The 18,204-nt window shown below is 72.0% G+C and carries 12 protein-coding genes; 7 read left to right on the top strand and 5 right to left on the bottom strand.

Going from position 1 to position 18,204, the window contains the following annotated elements; translation table 11 throughout:
- The first annotated feature begins 198 nt into the window (after positions 1-198).
- The 7 genes from AHOG_RS21205 to AHOG_RS21170 all read left to right on the top strand — a co-directional run bounded on the left by AHOG_RS21205 (position 199) and on the right by AHOG_RS21170 (position 10,765).
- Entirely contained in the window at positions 199-591 is a 393-nt protein-coding gene (locus AHOG_RS21205) for a pyridoxamine 5'-phosphate oxidase family protein (protein ID WP_093942909.1), read from the top strand.
- A gap of 127 nt (positions 592-718) precedes the next feature.
- Positions 719-3,151, top strand: a complete 2,433-nt coding sequence (locus AHOG_RS21200) for a Tex family protein (protein WP_093942908.1) — start codon at positions 719-721, stop codon at positions 3,149-3,151.
- Positions 3,152-3,635: 484 nt separating this feature from the next.
- Positions 3,636-4,742 (top strand): methyltransferase domain-containing protein, encoded by a 1,107-nt coding sequence (locus AHOG_RS21195; RefSeq protein ID WP_093942907.1) that lies wholly within the window; start codon positions 3,636-3,638, stop codon positions 4,740-4,742.
- A 313-nt stretch (positions 4,743-5,055) separates the two neighbouring features.
- Positions 5,056-6,402: a bifunctional o-acetylhomoserine/o-acetylserine sulfhydrylase gene (locus tag AHOG_RS21190; protein WP_093942906.1), complete on the top strand. Its 1,347-nt coding sequence runs from the start codon at positions 5,056-5,058 to the stop codon at positions 6,400-6,402.
- The gene (gene metX / locus AHOG_RS21185; RefSeq protein WP_093944668.1) at positions 6,402-7,544 is read left to right on the top strand and encodes a homoserine O-acetyltransferase MetX; all 1,143 of its coding nucleotides are present in this window, start codon (positions 6,402-6,404) and stop codon (positions 7,542-7,544) included. The genes AHOG_RS21190 and metX overlap by 1 nt, the downstream gene beginning before the upstream one ends.
- Positions 7,545-7,962: 418 nt before the next feature.
- Positions 7,963-9,315: a helix-turn-helix domain-containing protein gene (locus AHOG_RS21180; protein WP_245856362.1), complete on the top strand. Its 1,353-nt coding sequence runs from the start codon at positions 7,963-7,965 to the stop codon at positions 9,313-9,315.
- A gap of 856 nt (positions 9,316-10,171) precedes the next feature.
- A complete protein-coding gene (locus tag AHOG_RS21170; protein ID WP_093942904.1) occupies positions 10,172-10,765 on the top strand; it encodes a hypothetical protein in 594 nt (197 codons plus the stop codon).
- 936 nt (positions 10,766-11,701) lie between these two features.
- Here the strand turns inward: AHOG_RS21170 and cas6e are convergent.
- From cas6e to casA, 5 genes are read right to left on the bottom strand one after another with little or no spacing between them, the layout of a single operon-like run.
- Entirely contained in the window at positions 11,702-12,343 is a 642-nt protein-coding gene (gene cas6e, locus AHOG_RS21165) for a type I-E CRISPR-associated protein Cas6/Cse3/CasE (protein WP_093942903.1), read from the bottom strand.
- Positions 12,340-13,107 carry a type I-E CRISPR-associated protein Cas5/CasD gene (gene cas5e / locus AHOG_RS21160; RefSeq protein WP_093942902.1) on the bottom strand — a complete coding sequence of 256 codons (768 nt, stop codon included), beginning with the start codon at positions 13,105-13,107 and terminating at the stop codon, positions 12,340-12,342. Before cas5e ends, cas6e begins: the two co-directional genes overlap by 4 nt.
- A complete protein-coding gene (gene cas7e / locus AHOG_RS21155; protein ID WP_093942901.1) occupies positions 13,104-14,249 on the bottom strand; it encodes a type I-E CRISPR-associated protein Cas7/Cse4/CasC in 1,146 nt (381 codons plus the stop codon). Before cas7e ends, cas5e begins: the two co-directional genes overlap by 4 nt.
- Positions 14,246-15,139 carry a type I-E CRISPR-associated protein Cse2/CasB gene (casB, locus tag AHOG_RS21150; protein ID WP_157736962.1) on the bottom strand — a complete coding sequence of 298 codons (894 nt, stop codon included), beginning with the start codon at positions 15,137-15,139 and terminating at the stop codon, positions 14,246-14,248. The genes cas7e and casB overlap by 4 nt, the downstream gene beginning before the upstream one ends.
- Complete coding sequence (gene casA, locus AHOG_RS21145) at positions 15,136-16,677, bottom strand: type I-E CRISPR-associated protein Cse1/CasA (RefSeq protein WP_093942899.1); 1,542 nt, start codon at positions 16,675-16,677, stop codon at positions 15,136-15,138. The genes casB and casA overlap by 4 nt, the downstream gene beginning before the upstream one ends.
- Between the last annotated feature and the right edge of the window lie 1,527 nt (positions 16,678-18,204).

Raw genomic sequence — 18,204 nt, 5'->3', positions numbered from 1 at the left:
GATCGACACCGTCGCAGGACAAACACCGTCCCAGGACAAACACCACCGCAGGCCGACGCCCCGAGTCCGCAGGCCCCCACGGCAGGCCCGCCCGCCCCGCGCCCCGGCCGCCGCGACCGTCCTCGCGCACACCCGCTTTCGCCTCGTCCGACCGAATCCGGCTGCCCGGCTTTCCCGCCGTACTGGTGGGATGGGGCGATGGCCGAACTGAGCGATGCGGCGTCGAAGCGCCTGACCACCGAGCGCACCACCTGGCTGTGCACGGTCCGCCCCGACGGATCACCGCATGTCACGCCCGTCTGGTTCGTCTACCGGGACGACACCTGGTGGATCAGCACCCAGGAAGGCAACCGCAAGACCCGCAATCTGATCGCCGAACCCCGCGTGTCGCTGGCCCTGCCGGACGGCGACGCCCCGCTGGTCGCCGAGGGCCGGGCCGTGGTGCACCGCGAACTCCACCCCGAGATCGTCGCGGCCTTCGCCGAGAAGTACGACGGCTGGGACCTCACCGAACCCGGCTACGGCTCGGGCGCGAGCGTGCTCGTCGAAGTCCCGGTGACCCGCTGGCTGCTCGCGGGCGAAGCGCACTGACCCCGGAATCGGCCTCGTGGACCGGTCCCGCGACCGGGACGCGCCGCAGACGGGCGGCGCACCGGAGACGGGCCGTGGCGCGGCAGAATGCACGGCGACCGTGACGCAATGGAGGCGGGCCCTAACAGTGACGACGTCCATTCATTCCAAGATCGCCGACGAGCTGGGTGTACGGGAGACCCAGGTGCGCTCGGCGGTCGAGCTGCTCGACGGCGGGGCGACGGTGCCCTTCATCGCCCGATACCGCAAGGAGGTGACCGGCACCCTCGACGACGTGCAGCTGCGGACCCTGGAGGAACGGCTCCGCTACCTGCGTGAACTGGAGGAGCGCCGCACCGCGATCCTGGATTCCATCCGATCGCAGGGCAAGCTCGACGAGGCGCTTGAGGCCAGCATCATGGCGGCGGACTCCAAGGCACGGCTGGAGGACGTCTACCTCCCGTACAAGCCCAAGCGGCGCACCAAGGCGCAGATCGCCCGCGAAGCCGGGCTGGAACCGCTGGCCGACCGCCTGCTCGGGGACCCGACGCACGACCCGCAGGCCGAGGCGGCGGGCTTCGTCGACGCCGACAAGGGCGTCGCCGACGTCCAGGGCGCGCTGGACGGCGCCCGTTCGATCCTCGTGGAGCGCTTCGCCGAGGACGCCGACCTCATCGGCGGACTGCGCGAGCAGATGTGGACGCAGGGTCGACTCACCGCCCGGGTCCGCGAGGGCAAGGAGGAGGCGGGCGCCAAGTTCTCCGACTACTTCGACTTCTCCGAGCCGCTCACCCGGCTGCCCTCCCACCGCATCCTCGCGATGTTCCGCGGCGAGAAGGAGGAGATCCTCGACCTCGTCGTCGACCCCGCACCCCAGGAGGGCGGCGAGGCCCAGCCCGGAACACGGCCCGCCCCCACCGAATACGAGACGCGGATCGCGGCCCGCTTCGGCATCGCCGACCAGGGCCGACCGGCCGACCGCTGGCTGGGCGACGCCGTGCGCTGGGCCTGGCGGACCCGCATCCTCACCCACCTCGGCATCGACCTGCGGACCCGGCTCCGCCAGGCGGCCGAGGAGGAGGCGGTGCGCGTGTTCGCCGCCAACCTGCGGGATCTGCTGCTCGCCGCGCCCGCGGGCAGCAGGGCGACGATGGGACTGGACCCCGGCTTCCGCACCGGAGTGAAGGTCGCCGTCGTCGACGGCACCGGCAAGGTCGTCGCCACGGAGACGATCTACCCGCACGTGCCCGCCAGGAAGTGGGACGAGTCGCTGGCCGTCCTGGCCCGCCTCGCGCAGCGCCACGCCGTGGACCTCGTCGCCATCGGCAACGGCACGGCCTCGCGCGAGACCGACAAGCTCGCCGCCGAACTGATCGCGAAGCACCCCGAGCTGAAGCTGACCAAGGCCGTCGTGTCCGAGGCGGGCGCCTCGGTGTACTCGGCCTCGGCCTACGCCGCGCAGGAACTCCCCGGCATGGACGTGTCGCTCCGCGGCGCGGTGTCCATCGCGCGACGGCTTCAGGACCCCCTCGCCGAACTGGTCAAGATCGACCCGAAGTCCATCGGCGTCGGGCAGTACCAGCACGACCTCGCCGAGGCCCGGCTGTCCCGATCGCTGGACGCCGTGGTGGAGGACTGCGTGAACGCCGTCGGCGTCGACGTCAACACCGCGTCGGCGCCGCTGCTCACCAGGGTGTCCGGCATCGGGGAGGGCCTGGCGGAGAACATCGTCGCCCATCGCGACGGCAACGGGCCGTTCCGCTCGCGCACCGCGCTGAAGGACGTCGCCCGCCTCGGCCCGAAGGCCTTCGAACAGTGCGCGGGCTTCCTGCGCATCTCCGGCGGTGACGATCCGCTCGACACCACCAGCGTTCACCCGGAGGCGTATCCGCTGGTCCGCCGCATCCTCGACGCGGGCAAGACCGAGATCGGCGCCGTGCTGGGCAACGGGCGGGTCCTCGCGGGCTTCTCCCCGGAGCAGTTCGTCGACGAGAAGTTCGGCCTGCCGACGGTCACCGACGTCCTGAAGGAGTTGGAGAAGCCGGGTCGTGACCCTCGGCCCGCCTTCGTCACCGCCACCTTCAAGGAGGGCGTGGACAAGATCGGCGACCTGGAGCCGGGCATGCTCCTGGAGGGCGTGGTGACCAACGTCGCGGCCTTCGGCGCGTTCGTCGACGTCGGCGTCCACCAGGACGGGCTGGTCCACGTCTCGGCGATGTCGAACGACTTCGTCAGCGACCCCCGCGAGGTCGTCAAGTCCGGCGACGTGGTGCGGGTCAAGGTCCTCTCGGTGGACGTGCCCCGGCAGCGGATCTCCCTGACCCTGCGGTTGCAGGACGAGGTCGACAAGCGGGGCGGCAACGGCTCGGGCGGCAACGGCAGGCGGGAGTCCGGCGGCGGCCGCAACGGCGGCGAGGGCAGGCGCGGCGGCGGTGGACGCGGCCGGTCCGGCGGGGGCGGCGGCGGCAACGCCGGTCGCGGGGGCAACGGCCGCGACCGAGACCGCGTCGGCTCCGGCGGCGGCGCGATGGCCGACGCCCTGCGGCGGGCCGGGCTCGACAAGGGGCTCGGCGGGCGCTGATCCTCCGCGAGCGTGCCGGACGGGCCGCGTCGATCCGATTCGGTCGGGCTCGGCGCGGCCCGTCCGTCGTCGGCGGGTCGGCGTCCGCGCCGCGCTCATCCGGCCGCTCGGCGCGAGACGTCGGACCGGGACGGCGGGCGCCGGGCTGCTTCTCCGCTGCCGGAACGGCGTGGTCCGGGAGCGCCGCCCCGACGGCCCGGGCCCACACCGCACGGGCTGTGGCCGCAGACGCCGAATGAACGCCAGTCGACCACACTTTGTGATTCTCGTGTTGCTGACAGTTGTGTTTCGGTCGTGGGTGCCGTAGTCAGGACGTGTGGGAGATTCCGCGGCACACGAGACGACGGGGGTCCCGACGATGGGTGAGAAGGACGTCGACCGCGACGGTCAGGGCGAGGCGCAGCCGGACAAGTGGGAGAACCGGGGCAGCAAGGACGACCAGAACAAGCACGAAGGCGACGACGACAAGTAGGGCGGCACCGTCGTGACTGGCTGGCACGAACAACTCGCCGTGCCGCGTGCGCCGTTCATCCCGGCCGTCGTGTGGGTCGACGACCCGGCAGGCGACGGGTTCGTCGCGCTGTCGCGCGACGACGACGAACCGCGCTGGCGTGCGCTGGTCGAGGAAGACGAACCGATCATCACCCAGGTGGACGACGGCACGACGAGACCAGGCGAGACCGGGCGGCGGCCGTCCAGCTCCTGTAGCCGACCATCGTTGGTCGCGGCCATGCTGATCGCGCTGGACGTGCGCGAGGGACACCGTGTCCTGGAGATCGGGACGGGAACCGGGTGGAACGCCGCCGAGCTGTCCCGGCGGGCGGGCAGGAGCGGACATGTCGTGTCGGTCGAAGTGGACCCGGCCGTGGCCGACGACGCCCGCCGCGCGCTGGCCGCCCTCGGCTGCGCGCCGCTGGTGGTCACCAGCGACGGCACCAAGGGCTACGCGGCCGACGCGCCCTACGACCGGGTCGTCTGCACCGCGTCCGTCAGGACGATCCCCCGGTCGTGGGTCGACCAGACCCGGCCCGGCGGCGTGATCGTCGCCCCGTGGGGCACCGACTACGGAGACGACGCGCTCACCCGCCTGGAGGTGCGCGAGGACGGTTCGGCCGCAGGCCGGTGCGGAATCGACCTGGCGTTCATGCGGGTACGCCACCAGCGTCGGGACTTCCTCGAACCGACCGCCGACGAGGTGAACGACGCCGACACGACCCAGACCGCACACAGCGGCCGGGAACTGTTCGAGATGGTCGCCTTCGCCCGTGCCGCGTTCACGATCGGCCTGCGGGTGCCTGCCTGCTACCTCACCGTGGAGGACGTCACCGACGACCGCCGGCTGATCGAACTGCACGACGTGCGGTCACGATCATGGGCACGGGTCACGCTCGTACGCGGACGAGATCCGTGGACGGTCCACCAGCTCGGGCCGCGTCGCCTGTGGAACGAGGTCGCCGCCGCCCACTCCTGGTGGCAGGAGGCGGGCAGGCCGACCCCGGACCGCTACGGGCTGACCGTCACCCCGGACGGAACCCACGAAGTGTGGATCGACGCGCCCGCCGCCGACCGACGGTGGTCCTTGACGTTCTGATGCCCCCCGTGACCCTCGATTCGTCCGGTCGATCCCCCGACGGGCCTCGAGACCGACGGCGTCCCGGCGACGCTCGGGCCGACTTACTCGCTTTGGTTTCCCCCGAACGAGTGGAGATCGGTCCACATGGTGGACACGGTGGACCGGCCATTGGGAGCAACCTAGCCTCGCCGACAGGATGGCGACGACATCACCACCGGTGACGTCCGACCGCCGCCGTTTCCGGCCGCGCGTCGAGGCAGGTCGGGCACCGGTCGAACCGGCGTCCGCCTCGACCCGGCGTCGAGGCAGTCCCGCGAGGAGGAGTCCACCGATGACCGTCGAGGCACCCGACACGACCCCCGTTCCCGAGCCGTCGGCACCGGACACCTCGGGCTGGTCCTTCGAGACCAAGCAGGTGCACGCGGGCGCCGCCCCGGACCCGGCCACCGGGGCGCGGGCGACCCCGATCTACCAGACGACGTCCTTCGTCTTCCGCGACACCCAGCACGGCGCCGACCTGTTCAGCCTCGCCGAACCCGGCAACATCTACTCGCGCATCATGAACCCGACCCAGGACGTCCTCGAACAGCGGCTCGCCGCCCTGGAAGGCGGCGTCGCGGCGGTCGCCTTCGCCTCCGGCTCGGCGGCGACCACGGGCGCGATCCTCAACCTGGTCAACGCTGGTGATCACCTCGTCTCCAGCCCGTCGCTCTACGGCGGCACCTACAACCTGTTCCACTACACGCTGCCCAAGCTCGGCATCGAGGTCACCTTCGTCGACGACCAGGACGACCTCGACGCCTGGCGGGCCGCCGCCCGGCCGAACACCAAGCTGTTCTTCGCCGAGTCGCTGGCCAATCCCGGCAGCAACGTGCTCGACATCCGCGCGGTCGCCGACCTCGCCCACGAGGTCGGGGTGCCGCTGGTGGTCGACAACACCGTGCCCACGCCCTACCTGCTGCGGCCGCTCGAACACGGCGCCGACATCGTGGTGCACTCGGCGACCAAGTACCTCGGCGGGCACGGGACGACCATCGCGGGCGTGGTCGTCGACGGCGGCACCTTCGACTTCGGCGCGGGCGACCGGTTCCCCGGCTTCGTCGAGCCCGACCCCAGCTACCACGGCCTGAAGTACTGGGAGGCGCTCGGGCCCGGCGCCTTCGCCGCGAAACTGCGCGTGCAGCTGCTCCGCGACACCGGCGCCGCCCTCGCCCCGCTGAACGCCTTCCTCATCCTCCAGGGCATCGAGACGCTGTCGCTGCGGCTGGAACGGCACGTCGCCAACGCGCAGGCCCTCGCCGAATGGCTGGAGTCGCGCGACGAGGTCGAGGTCGTCCACTACGCGGGCCTGCCCAGCAGCCCCTTCCACGCCGCCGCGCGGAAGTACCTGCCCAAGGGTGCGGGCGCCGTCGTCTCCTTCGAACTGCGGGGCGGCGTCGACGCGGGCCGGGCCTTCGTCGACGGCACCGAGCTGTTCAGCCAGCTCGTCAACATCGGCGACGTGCGCAGCCTCATCGTCCACCCGGCCAGCACGACGCACAGCCAGCTGACCGAGGCGGAGCAGCGCTCCTCCGGCGTCACCCCCGGCCTGGTGCGGCTGGCCGTCGGGCTGGAGGGCGTCGACGACCTGCGGGCCGACCTCGAAGCGGGCTTCCGGGCGGCCAAGGCCCACCAGTGATCCCTGCGCCCAGCGGGCCGCCCACCCCGGTCGGCCGGTTCTGGCGGGACGGCGACGATCCCGGCGACCGGCGGTGGGCGGCGCTCGACTCGCCGCTGCGGCTGGAGTCCGGGACGTCGCTCCCCGGCGTTCGGCTCGCCTACGAGACCTGGGGCACGCTCGACGCCGCCAAGTCCAACGCCGTGCTCGTCCTGCACGGACTCACCGGCGACAGCCACGTCGTCGGCCCCGCCGGGCCGGGACACCCCACGCCGGGCTGGTGGGAAGGGCTCGTCGGCCCCGGCCGCCCGCTGGACACCGACCACTGGTTCGTCGTCGCCCCCAACGTCCTGGGCGGCTGCCAGGGCAGCACCGGACCCGCGTCGCCGGCCCCCGACGGCGCGCTCTGGGCCGCCCGCTTCCCCCGGATCACCGTCCGCGACCAGGTCGCCGCCGAGGCGCGGCTGGCCGACACGCTCGGCATCGACACCTGGGCGGCCGTCCTCGGCGGCTCCATGGGCGGGATGCGCGCCCTCGAATGGGCCGTCGGCAGACCCGACCGGGTCCGCGCACTCCTGGCACTGGCGTGCCCGGCGGCGTCCTCCGCGCAACAGATCGCCTGGACGTCGACGCAGCTGCACGCCGTCCGCGCCGACCCGCACTGGCACGGCGGCGACTACCACCGCCACGGCACCAGCCCCGACGTCGGCCTCGGCGTCGCGCGACGCATCGCCCACGCCACCTATCGCAGCGAGGGCGAACTGGGCGAGCGGTTCGGCAGACGGGTGCAGGACGGGGAGGAGCCGAGCCGGGGCGGCCGGTTCGCCGTCGAGTCCTATCTCGACCACCAGGCCGCCAAACTGGTGCGCCGCTTCGACGCGGGCAGCTACGTGGTGCTCGCCGAGGCGATGAACTCCCACGACGTCGGACGCGGCCGGGGCGGGGTCGCCGCCGCGCTGCGCCGCATCACGGCCCGCACGCTGGTGGCGGGCGTGGACTCCGACGCGCTCTACCCGCTCGCCCAGCAGCGGGAGCTGGCCGAGGGCATTCCCGGCGCGGGCCCCCTCCGGCTGATCCGGTCGCGCTACGGACACGACGGCTTCCTACTGGAGACGGAGCAGTTGGGCGTCCTGGTGCGCGACCTGCTGCCCGCCCCGCGCTGACCGCGTGCCCGACCCGGCTCCGGGGCGGGCAGCCTCGCCGGACGAGCCGATCGCAGCGGCGAGACCGTGCCGTACTCGCTCGGGCCGTCGACGCCGGCCGGCGGGTCGACTCTCGACGTCCGACCGGGCGTTCCGCCTGCGACGGCGGGGAATGCGGCGCATTTCCCGCCGGATCGGTGCGTCGGCAAGAACAGAAGTCGATCTAGGAATGCGTCGCCGATTCCCGGATCCGCTTCGGACCCACCCGATATCCTCGTCTTAAGCCGCCGCGGGGAAGTCGACGAAGATCACTCGAACGGTTCTCCCGGGCCGTGATCCCCGCGGGTGATCTGCTTGGCCTATCACCTTGCTCCGAAATGCTCCTTCGCTACCCGCGATCGGATACGTTGATCGGCGGGGGAGTGGTAAAGGGGGCGGAATGAACACAGCCGGTGACAGCCCGAAGGCACCCGTTGATCCGGCCGTGTGGCACGAACCGGAGATGCGTGCGTGTCTGGCGGTCCGCGATATCGGTGCGGTCTATCGGCAGCTCAAGCGACGCGGCGTCTCGCAGCGCAGGATCGCGGGTCTCACCGGCCAGGCGCAGCCGGAGATCTCCGAGATCATGAACGGCCGACAGGTGATGGCTTATGACGTGCTGTCTCGTATCGCCGACGGTCTGGGTGTGCCACGTGGATTGATGGGTCTGGCATATGACGGTGCACAGGCCGTCGATCTGCGAGAACAGACGGAAGGAGACAGCGACATGGAGCGTCGAGGCTTTCTCGGCCTGGTAGCCAAGGCCGCCGTCGTGGGTTTGAGCGCCAGTGAACTCGAGAGTATTCGCGTGCTCCCGGAACCTGGACCCAGACCGAGTCGCGTCGGAATGCAGGACGTCGCCAATCTGGAGGCGACCATCGGCTTCTTCCGCGCCCAGGACGACAGATACGGCGGTGGTTCCGTCCGATCGGCCGTCACCGCACACCTGAACTGGGCGGACGGACTCCTGGAGGCCGCCGCGAGCGACGTGGTGCGCACCCGATTACAGCAGACCCTCGCCGACCTGCACTCCCTGGCCGGATGGGTCTCCTTCGACCTCGGCTCGACCCGACAGGCCGTGCGGCACCTCGCCAACGCGCTGGTGCTGGCGAAGGACAGCCGCGAACACGCGCTGGCCGCGAAGGTGCTCTTCCAGATGGGACGGGTCTACCTGCACGACGGCGAGCCGGACAACGCCCTGAAGGTCTTCCAGCTCGGGCAGATGTCGGCGCAGGACGCGAACTCCCCCCGCGCGGTCGCCCTGCTGCACCTCAACGAGGCATGGGCCTACGCGGAGCTGGGCAACGCGCAGCAGACGAGGGTGCAGCTCACCAGGGCGGCCGAGGAGCTGACCAGGGACACCGATCAGGATGTGCCGTCCTGGCTGGCCTTCATGAGCCAGGCCGAGATCGAGGGCATCGCGGGCATGGCGTACACCGCGCTGTCCGCCCGGGACCGCTCGTTCGCCGAGGCAGGCCTCGAACACGCCACCCGCTCCTTCGACATGCGGGCGGAGACCGACGCGCGCTCCCGGACCTCCGACCTCATCGCGATCGCCGTCAACCGACTGCGCGCGGGCGAGGTCGCGGGCGGGGTCCGAGCGGGCGCCGAGGTGCTGGAACGGATGAGCGGCGTGCGATCCTCCCGGCTGGTCGACCGGCTGGGCTGGGTGCAGCAGGCCGCCGAACTGCACGCGGGTCGGTCCGACGCCCGGGACCTGGCCGAACAGGTCTCGCGGCTCCGTTCCGCCTGAGACCTCGCCTGAGACCTCGCCGGAGACCCCCGTGACACCCCGTCGGATCCCCTTCGGACGCGGGCGTGCCGCCGCCTCGGCGGACCCCCGGGGTCGCGCTGGTTGGGTCGGGACTATCGGCTTCGCTCCTCGCTCGTTCGGGTGGTCGGCCGCCACCCTGAAGGCGTCCGCCCAGCGAGGGGAGTGTTCGAGATGTCCTGGTCTCCGCATCCGACGGTCTCGCCGACCACGGGGCACCCCGCGTCACCCGCCCACGGCGCGAACCGGCCCCGACGTCCTGCCACGCCGTCCGGGGCGGCGCATCGCCATGCCGACGGCCGGCGGGCGGGAGCCGACCGACGCGGCAGACCGGTGCCGCCGATCGGCCGCCACACCGCGCCCCGCCTGCACGGCACACCGGTTCGCGGGCTCCCTCGCCCCGCCGTGCGTGGCCGGCGATGACGGCGGACGGCGGCTCCGAGCCGACGGCGGCGGGCGGTCGTCGTTGGATCGGGGTGTTCCGACGTCTGGAACACCGGATGGACCCCCATTACCATTCGGTGACCGTGGCGGTCTGTGGTGCGGCATTGCGTCCGGCGGACGCGGCGACCCCGATGTCGCCGTGTCCACTGTGCTTCCCTCCGACGCCGCCCGCGGCGGAGTCTCGGACCGACGCGGTGCGACCGGGGCCCGAACGGGGGCGGGAGCGCCCCTCGGCGCCGCGTCCCGAGGCGCCTCCCCCGCCGTCGACCGGCGGCGGGCCGCCGCGATCGACTCCGATCCGCCGAGCCGCGCCGATCATCGACGACGTCCGGCCGGTGCAGGCCCGCCCGGCCGCGCCGGTGTCGATGGCGGGCCGCTGAGCAGAGGAGACGACATGCGATCACGGGGGGACGCCAGAGGACCGGAGACGTTCCGGCAGTCGGGCCGGGGCACCGTCGCTCCGCCTGCGGCGGGACGGCACCAGGAGGCCGAGCGGTACCACCAGGACACGCTTCCGGACTTCGGCCTGCTGCTCGACCGCCATGTCCTCATCGGCGGCAGACCGCCGCCCGGCGCCGAGGCGACCACGGTGTGCGGGCGGAACGTGACGATCCGGCCCGCACCGCTGGAGATCGAACCGGGAGTGCCCGCCGTCGGCGCTCGCGACTGTCTCGACTGCCAGGACGTGCTCCGCGGCACGCCGCGCGAGGCGCTGTCCGATCGCGGCGCCCCGCCGCTGCTGCCAGCCCGCCTGTCCGGTCGATTCGACGTCGTCGGGACCGCCCGCTGGGTAGTGCATCTGTGCTCGCTCACCGAACCCGACGGCGTGACGGTGACGACGCGCTGCGGAATCGATCTCCCCGTCGACGAGATCGAGACGGTCGACGCGGGCGAGGGCATGCCCTGCACCGCCTGCCTGCTGGCCGCGGAGACGCCCGCCGCGCAGCAGGCGACCGCCGACCGGCTCGGCCGCGCCGCTCGCTGCTGACCGCGGCACGTCGGCACCCGCCGGCACCCGCGTGCACGTCGGCACCCGCCGGCACGTCGGCACCCGCGTGCGGCTCGACACCGAGGAGGACGTCAGAGGCCGTAGCGGCTGCGAGGCTGTCGCCAGAAGTCCTTGGCCACCGAGGCGTCGAACTCGGTGACGTGCGAGGCCGTGCCCGCCTTCACCAGGAAGCCGCCGACACCGGTGGGCGAGTCGTAGGAGTCGTCCAGTCCGAACGTGTGGCCGACCTCGTGCAGGCGGATATGGATGTTCTCCTGCCCGAGCGAGTCGACCAGGTACTCGTCGTCGAAGCACTACCCCGGTCACCGCCCGCGCCGCCGAACCAGCGGACACCCCCACGAGGGTGGGGAGAACGGCCGCGGCCGCGGCGGTCGAGCCGCACCCTCGGACTCACCCCCACCGTGGTCGTGAGGAGACCGGCATCGGCCGGACCGGTGATGCGGTGCCGACGGCCGACCCCGGTAGACCCCCACGGTCGTGAGGAGATGGTGTCGTTCCGGGGAACTCACGCTCCCGCCGTGCGGAACACCCCCACGGACGTGGGGAACGGCGAGCCGGCCGTCGATCTTGCTGTGTACCTCCGTGGCACCTCCACTCGGATGGAGACGACAGTGAGGAGACGCGCCACGTCCTCGGGCGTGACGCGGTTTCGACCGGAGAACTCGCGCGATCTCCGTTCCGCCGCCGTCGCGTCGCGGCGGAACCGGTATCGAGAGGGAGAACCCTCACGGAGGTGAGGAGAAGACCTCGCCCGACGCTGGTCGCCGATGCGGACTGGGGTGCACCCCCACCGCTGTGGGGAGCGACGCGGACGCGCCCGGCAGGACTGCCCACACCGCCGGGAGACCGGCCGGTTCGTCAAGCCCGGCGATGCGACCCGCCGGCCGGCCGTCAGCCGCCGAACGGCCACCGAGATCACGCCCGCGCTCTGGCGGGAACCACGCTGAGGAGCCCGCAGCCGTAGGCGCGCGCCCGGCCGATGCCGGAGAGCACCGCGTCGCGCAGCCGCTCGGCGTCCACCACGGTGGCGACCCCCTGGAACCGGGTGCGGGCATGGCGGATCGCCGCCCGATCCCTGCTGCGCGGCGCCGTCACCGCCGTCGCCTCCACCGACGCCAGCGCGAGGCCGTGCTCGGCACTGCGTCGATGCCACCAGTCCAGGATCTCCTCGCCCTTGAGAGAGACGAGCTGCCCTCGACGATGGCGATCGGTGTCCTTGGCCAGTCGCTTGCTGGTGTTGGCGACCAGCCGGTAGTGCACGACCATGGTGTTCTCCAGTGTGTCGAGCAGCGTGGTCAGCTCGGTGGTCCGCAGCGTGCCGTAGTCCGGCGGCAGCCGGGCAGGCTCCGGGCGCAGGCTGCTCTGCACCAGCAGCTGGTCACCGGCCGGGCCGGAGTCGACGCGGAACAACGCGCCTGCCTGCCTGCGCGGTGTGTCGCCCAGTTTCGCGGGGAACAACGACATGACGGTCCGGTGCAGCCCGACGAAATCGTGCAGATCCGCCCGGCTGCGCGAATTGCTCAGGTTCGGCTGAATACGGGTGAGCCATGTGGTCATGGTGCGGAGATCCCAAGGTAGGCGGCCAGGGTGTCGAGATAGTCGGCGCCGATGCCGCCGCACAGGCCGGCGGGCAGCGCCTCGGTACGGACCACGACTCGTCTGGTGTGGTAGGTCCGTCGATGCGGATGGAACGAGATCGGGATGTCGTCCAGCTCCTCGCCGTGGTCCGACCCGGTCGGACCGCCGTGCGCGGAGCGGATGAAGTCGACGTCGACCCGATCGCACGGCCGGTCGGGACGCGGACGCGCCAGCGGCACCCGGTACAGCTGCGCCTCGGCGTCGTCGATCGGTTCGCTGGTGAGCAGCATCGGCTGATCGGCCGGGCAGGACCGCCTGCCGAGGTAGGGCGCCCAGTGCGGCGCCCGCAGCGCGGCGGCGGCCCGGTCGAGAAGCTCGTCGGGGCCGTGGGCGGCCACGACGAACGCCGCGTCGCTCAGATAGTGCCGTCGGGAGACCAGCGTGGCGGTGGCCTCGGACCGCCGCCTGCCCTCCGAGGTCGGCACGGTCCGGCCGCGCGGATAACCGCCGCCGACGGTGTGGAAGTCGACCAGCCGCGTGCCGGGCCGATCGACGCGCACGGTGAACTCCACGGCACCCCAGGCGGGATCGAGATCGTCGTCACGGGAGCGCCCCTCGGCGGCCAGGATCATGCCGAGCAGGGCCGATCGGGTCGGATGACTGCGGGTGTCGCGCTCGGCGAACGCCGCCGCCGTGCCCCAGGCCTGCAACGGGCCGGCGAGTCGGAGCAGCACACCGCTCATCCCGGCAGCCCGTTCACCGCACTCAACGCCTCCGAGACCAGCTCGGGGAAGCTGCGCCGCCGCTCGCCCAGGGCGTCGAACGGCCCGTCGTCCAGGGTGGCGTGCCCGTGGAACGCGAGGGCGACGTCGCCGAGCAGCAGGCCGATCTTCGCGTTGTAGTCGTTCAACCGATGCCGGGAGGCGGTGGCGAACCCCGCTCCGTCGCGGGCGGCCACCGCGTCCTCGAAGGCGGCGGCCAACGACACGGGCCGGTCGCCGCGCACCGCGACATAGGCGAGGTCCGGGACGGTGAACGGCGCGGTGCTGGTCTTCTTCGCATTCGGCAGCGCGCTCAGGAAGGCCGTCACGAAGGCCTCCGTCACGGCGGCGACCTCCGCCCGGTCACCGCCGAGGTTCCTGCTCAGGTCCGCGAGGTTGAGGCTGGCATAGCGATAGAACACCCCGGAGCTGAACTCGGCGGTGTTCAGGTGCCCGCCGCCGGTCGCCTCCACGGGATTGAGGTCGTCCACCGCGGTGAAGAAGTCGATCTCGGGTTCCGTGGCGTGCGTGGTGAAGGCGTGCGCGAGCTGCACCGCGCCGTCCACCTTGGACTCCGGCAGCTCGGCGAGCATGCGGCCGAACAACGCGGTGATGCTGTTGCGCCCGCCGATCAGCTCCTTCACCCGGGCGGCGGGCAGGACGCTCTCACCCTTCTTGGCCTGCGGTCGTGCCCGGCCTCTGAGCGCGACCAACGCGGCGTCCAGCTCGCCGCGGTGACCGACGCACAGTTCGACCAGCTCGTCGACGGCCTTGGCGGGCAGGAAGACGAGCACCGTCAGATCGTCCTTGTCGACGCCGAGACCCGCCGCCGCGGCGACGTGTCGACCGGCGAACTCGGCGAGTTCCGCTGGCCAGCCGTGTCGGTCGGCCAGCTCCCTGGCGACCTCGACGGGAAGCCTGCGGGTGCGGACCGCCGACTCTCCGACGCCGCTCTCCACCGCCAGCCGCACCGCGCGCTTCCAACATTGACTGGACACCCTGGTGCGGGGCGTGCCGCCGAAGAGCAGCGACTTCGGCGAGCCGAGGTCGTCGCGGTTCAGATTCGAGTACGGCAGCGTGTGCAGGATGTGGATGTCGAGATGACGGGGAGCGGGCGTGGTCATCGCTCTGCCTCCTGGGTAGCGGGGTGGATGTCGCGGGGGAGGGTCCGGTAGAACGACTGGAGCCACTGACGTGCCACCGTGCGCGGCTCGTCCTCCCAGGTGAGCAGGTCGCCGAGCAGTCGTGACCAGTCGATCTGCTGATCGAGGTCGTGCAGCCGTCGCACCACGGCGGGCAGGTGACGGTGAATACCGGTGAGGCCCTGCCGGGCCAGCAGGTGCAGGTGCTTCTCCGCGTTGCTCACCGGCATCGGTCGCCGCTCGCCTCGGTGGGCCACGGTGGCTCTGGCCAGGACGTGGCCGAGGTCGGGCTGGTGCGGCGCGGCCGGACGCCGGTCCGCCGGATGAAGCGACCTCGGAGGTGCGGCCGTCGACGGCGTCACGTGCCCGTGGAACGCGGTCGGATCGAAGGGCGCCGGTCCGGCCGCGGCCTCGTCGAGCGGTGTCGGACCATGCGGTGTCGGATCCAGGGCCGCCGGATCGAGCGACACGGGAACCGGACAGGCCGGACTCGCGACCGGCTGCCGGGCACTCGCCGTCGCGTCGGCCACCCGTGTCTCGACGATGCGGACGTCCAGGCCGGGCGGCTCGCCTCGGTCCGGATCCGCGTGGTCGGCGTCCGCACCGTCCTGCCTGCCCGCTTGCTCGCTCGGCGGCCAGGGACGGGCGGCGATCAGACCCGCGATCGTGTAGAACGCCTGCTCGGTGCCGGGTGAGACGTCCGGAGGGAGACTGCTCGTCACGGCGGCGTGCACCTCGGGGGCCATGCGCTCCGGCCTGCGGCCGATGCCCGCGCGCAGGGCGGACCGAACCCGTGTCGACTCCGAGCACAGGCGCATCACGTGCGCGACGAACTCCTCTCGCATCTCGCGACTGGGCTGGGCTCGGGTCACCGGGTCTCCTTCGTCAGGGCTCGGCTCAGCCTGCGGCGGGCGGCCTCGACCGCACGCGCGATGCGCAGATCCGCCTCGTCGGTGGGGCTGAGCGCCGCGTCGATCGCCCGATGAGCGAGCTGCTGGAAGACCCACGGGTCGGCGTCCACGTCTCCGGTGCGCAGCCGGGTCCAGAACTCGCGTTCCGCCGCGGGCCAGTAGTGCTGCGCGGCACGCACCGGCCAGGGGCCGCCGCGATCCTTCTCCCGCGACGCCGCCGACGTGACGTCGCGCCAGGCGTCGGCGAGACAGTGCTGGAGCCTGCGGCCCACGGCCTCGGCGCTTCGGCGCAGCTCGCCGATGTGGACCGCCGTGATCGGGTCGTGCTCCTCCAGATGACGCAGGACGGGCGGTATCGAGGCGGAGAACCACTGCCGGTCTCGCGTCTGGCCGTCCTGATCGAAGCCGTAGGCGGAGAGCCGCAGCCGATCGCGTACCTCCGCGGGCAGCGTCGCCAGCCCGTCGAAGACGGCGGGCCTGCGTGGGGTCGCTCCGGAGTCGACCGCGTTGCGCAGCAGCAGGGAGTCCAGGTCACGCCACACCGCGCGATCGCTGGAGGCCGGCCTGGGGTAGGCCCGGCCCTCGCGGCTGACGTCGTAGACGAGGTAGGGATCGCGGGCCTCGGTGGAGGGGGTTCGCCAAGCCCACGTGAGGTAGGCGTCGGTGACCAGGGTGCCGGTGACGTCGGGGACGAGCAGGACGGCGTGGCGAGTGCGGCCCGTCAAGAGCCCGCCGGGCCAGGTCGGCTCCGGCGGCCGGCCGAGCGGATCGAGGAGCGGCTGTTCCCAGCCACAGCGATCGTGATCGTCGTTCGAATTCGGCGGCGGGCCGGGCACACCGGCGACGAGGGACTCGAAGAGGTTCGCCCCGATGGGATGAAAAGAGGTGGTCGAGCGCAGGATGCCTTTGGTGCTGTTCGATTCGGCGTGGCCCGCGATGCGGCGGGCGGTGCACTTTCCCGCCGGCCCGTAATAAAGCTGTACCAGCAGGTGTAAGGCCGCTTCGCCCGCTGGTATCGGTTGTGGCTCGACATCGCTGAAGTGCCCGAACCAGACCTGATTGTTGCCCGCGGGCCTGCCTGCGACGAGCTTGTTGACACCGGACGCAACTAAGCATTCCTCGACGAGGCGAGGTTCTTGCATCCAGGGCCGGTCCCCGTGAAAGAGGTAGAACTTTGAACGATGTGCCGCGAAGTGCTCCGCGACGAGGTCCGCGCTCAGCGCACCCCGTGCCAGCACGGCGTTCCTGGCGTCCGTCCAGACATCATCGCCGGGATCGGAGCCGGTTAACGCCCTGTTCAGCCCGGTTATCTGTGCCGTGATCGCATAGAGCACCCGCCAGAGCGCCGCGGCGGCGGGTGGGATGGGCACCGCCAGATCCTCGATCTCGTGGGCTTTCTCGAACAACTCTCGTAAACCGATGTGGCGTACCGCCGCACCGGTACGTACCGGAATCCAGGGTTGTTCGGTCAGGTTGAAAGTCGACCGGTTGTCGACCATTACTCGACTCCTGTTCACTGCGTGCCGTCAGGTCGGCACGGTACATTCTGTTCGAGCATCGTCCGTCTGCGCGACCCCGTTACGGCGTACGGGTGATTGCCCGACCGGGGCTTTTGTCGCCGCCAATTCGGCCACGAGCTTTTGGCCGTGGGCCGATTATTCGTGGTTCGTCCGCGACGTGAACTGCGGCGACGGCTCTAACGGCTGCCCTCGTCGGCCGCCTCGCCCGTGGTGGTGCGGCCGTGACCGCGCTGCCGGGCAGGCTCGGTCTCGATGCTCCTCGGCCGAGGGAACCGGGCCGGAATGACAGGCCGTGCGGCAGGCGCGCTCGGGTGGGAACCCGTCGTCTCAAGGTCCTCCCGGCCCCGCACCGTCCGCCGGCCGGGCAGGCCGACGTCCAGGTGCCGTCCGGACACGACGGCGCCGATCAGCGACAGATCGATCGCGAAGCGGCAGCGGCCGGCGGGGTCGGGATCGACGCGGCCGGCATCCGCGGGGCGGTGGTCGGCTGGGCCGCGAACGTGGTCGACCGGGTCGGGCTCCGAGTGCGTCGGGACGCCGCGACGCTTCGTGCCTGCGTCCGGCCCGGCCGCGCCCCGCCGATCGTTCGACGGCCGAGTGCCCGCGGACCCGGCGCGGTCGACGTCGCCGTTCACCGAGGAGTGGCGGGGCGCCGAGCGCGAGTCGGCCGCGGGCTCGACGACGCGGGCGAGGACGTCGGGCCGGGAGCGCCTGCCGCTCGGTCCCCGATGGAGCCGAGGCAGCCTCGCCGCGGCACCGGCCGCGGTTCCGACGTTCCCCGCCGAGGTGGGGGGACGGCGGGGGACGGGTTCGAGGACGGCGGCAGGTCGGCGCATGTGGTTCGACGGCGTCACGATCGGCCGAGACCCGTCGACGGATGTCGGCTCGACGGCGACCATGACTCGGCCCGGCCCCAGTGGGGCGCGAAGGAGACCGGCCGACTCGGACACTCTCGCTCGCGACCAGAGGGCTGCCTCTGTCTCCAGACTCACGGTGACTCCACCCTGCTCATCCATCTCCCCGCACACAGCTTGTTCACTGTGCTCACAAGATGCAGCAGCTTCGGCAGACATCACCCGATTAGGTGAGATTCCGTCGCTCTGCCTGTTTCGGGGCGTGGCGTGATCCCCGACGGCGCCGCGTCGGGGTCCGGGAGTTCCTCCGCACGTTGATCCGCTGCCCCGGGCCGTCGACGGCGCGACAGGCGAACCGTGCTCGCGGGTCGTCCTGGGGTGTCTCCGTCGGGGGCGTCTCCGTCGCGGCGCCGCTGCCGGGGGCGACGTCCTGCCGCGATGGTCCTGTCGCGACGGCCTTGGCAGGTGCCCACGCGGAGCGCTCGGCGTCGCTCCGTCGTCGGCGTCGAACCTCACCCTAACGGCGTAGTCAGGTGACGGAAAGGCGCGCCGATCTACTGGGTACCTCCTTACCGGCCCCGGCACTGTCCATTCGTGTCGGGGCCGTGCTCTTTCTCGGAGATCCCCGTCGCACCTCCCGACGTCGGTGATC

The organism is Actinoalloteichus hoggarensis (genome assembly GCF_002234535.1).
GTDB classification, from domain to species: Bacteria; Actinomycetota; Actinomycetes; order Mycobacteriales; family Pseudonocardiaceae; genus Actinoalloteichus_A; species Actinoalloteichus_A hoggarensis.
The sequence above is the reverse complement of the archived record's forward strand: the minus strand, read 5'-3'. Positions and strand labels throughout refer to the sequence as shown.

Excerpts from the sequence above, each read along its gene's own strand:
- AHOG_RS21205 (WP_093942909.1), top strand. The coding sequence starts at position 199 with ATGGCCGAACTGAGCGATGCGGCGTCGAAGCGCCTGACCACCGAGCGC.
- AHOG_RS21190 (WP_093942906.1), top strand. The coding sequence starts at position 5,056 with ATGACCGTCGAGGCACCCGACACGACCCCCGTTCCCGAGCCGTCGGCA.
- AHOG_RS21180 (WP_245856362.1), top strand. The coding sequence starts at position 7,963 with ATGAACACAGCCGGTGACAGCCCGAAGGCACCCGTTGATCCGGCCGTG.
- AHOG_RS21170 (WP_093942904.1), top strand. The coding sequence starts at position 10,172 with ATGCGATCACGGGGGGACGCCAGAGGACCGGAGACGTTCCGGCAGTCG.
- cas6e (WP_093942903.1), bottom strand. The coding sequence starts at position 12,343 with ATGACCACATGGCTCACCCGTATTCAGCCGAACCTGAGCAATTCGCGC.
- cas5e (WP_093942902.1), bottom strand. The coding sequence starts at position 13,107 with ATGAGCGGTGTGCTGCTCCGACTCGCCGGCCCGTTGCAGGCCTGGGGC.
- cas7e (WP_093942901.1), bottom strand. The coding sequence starts at position 14,249 with ATGACCACGCCCGCTCCCCGTCATCTCGACATCCACATCCTGCACACG.
- casA (WP_093942899.1), bottom strand. The coding sequence starts at position 16,677 with ATGGTCGACAACCGGTCGACTTTCAACCTGACCGAACAACCCTGGATT.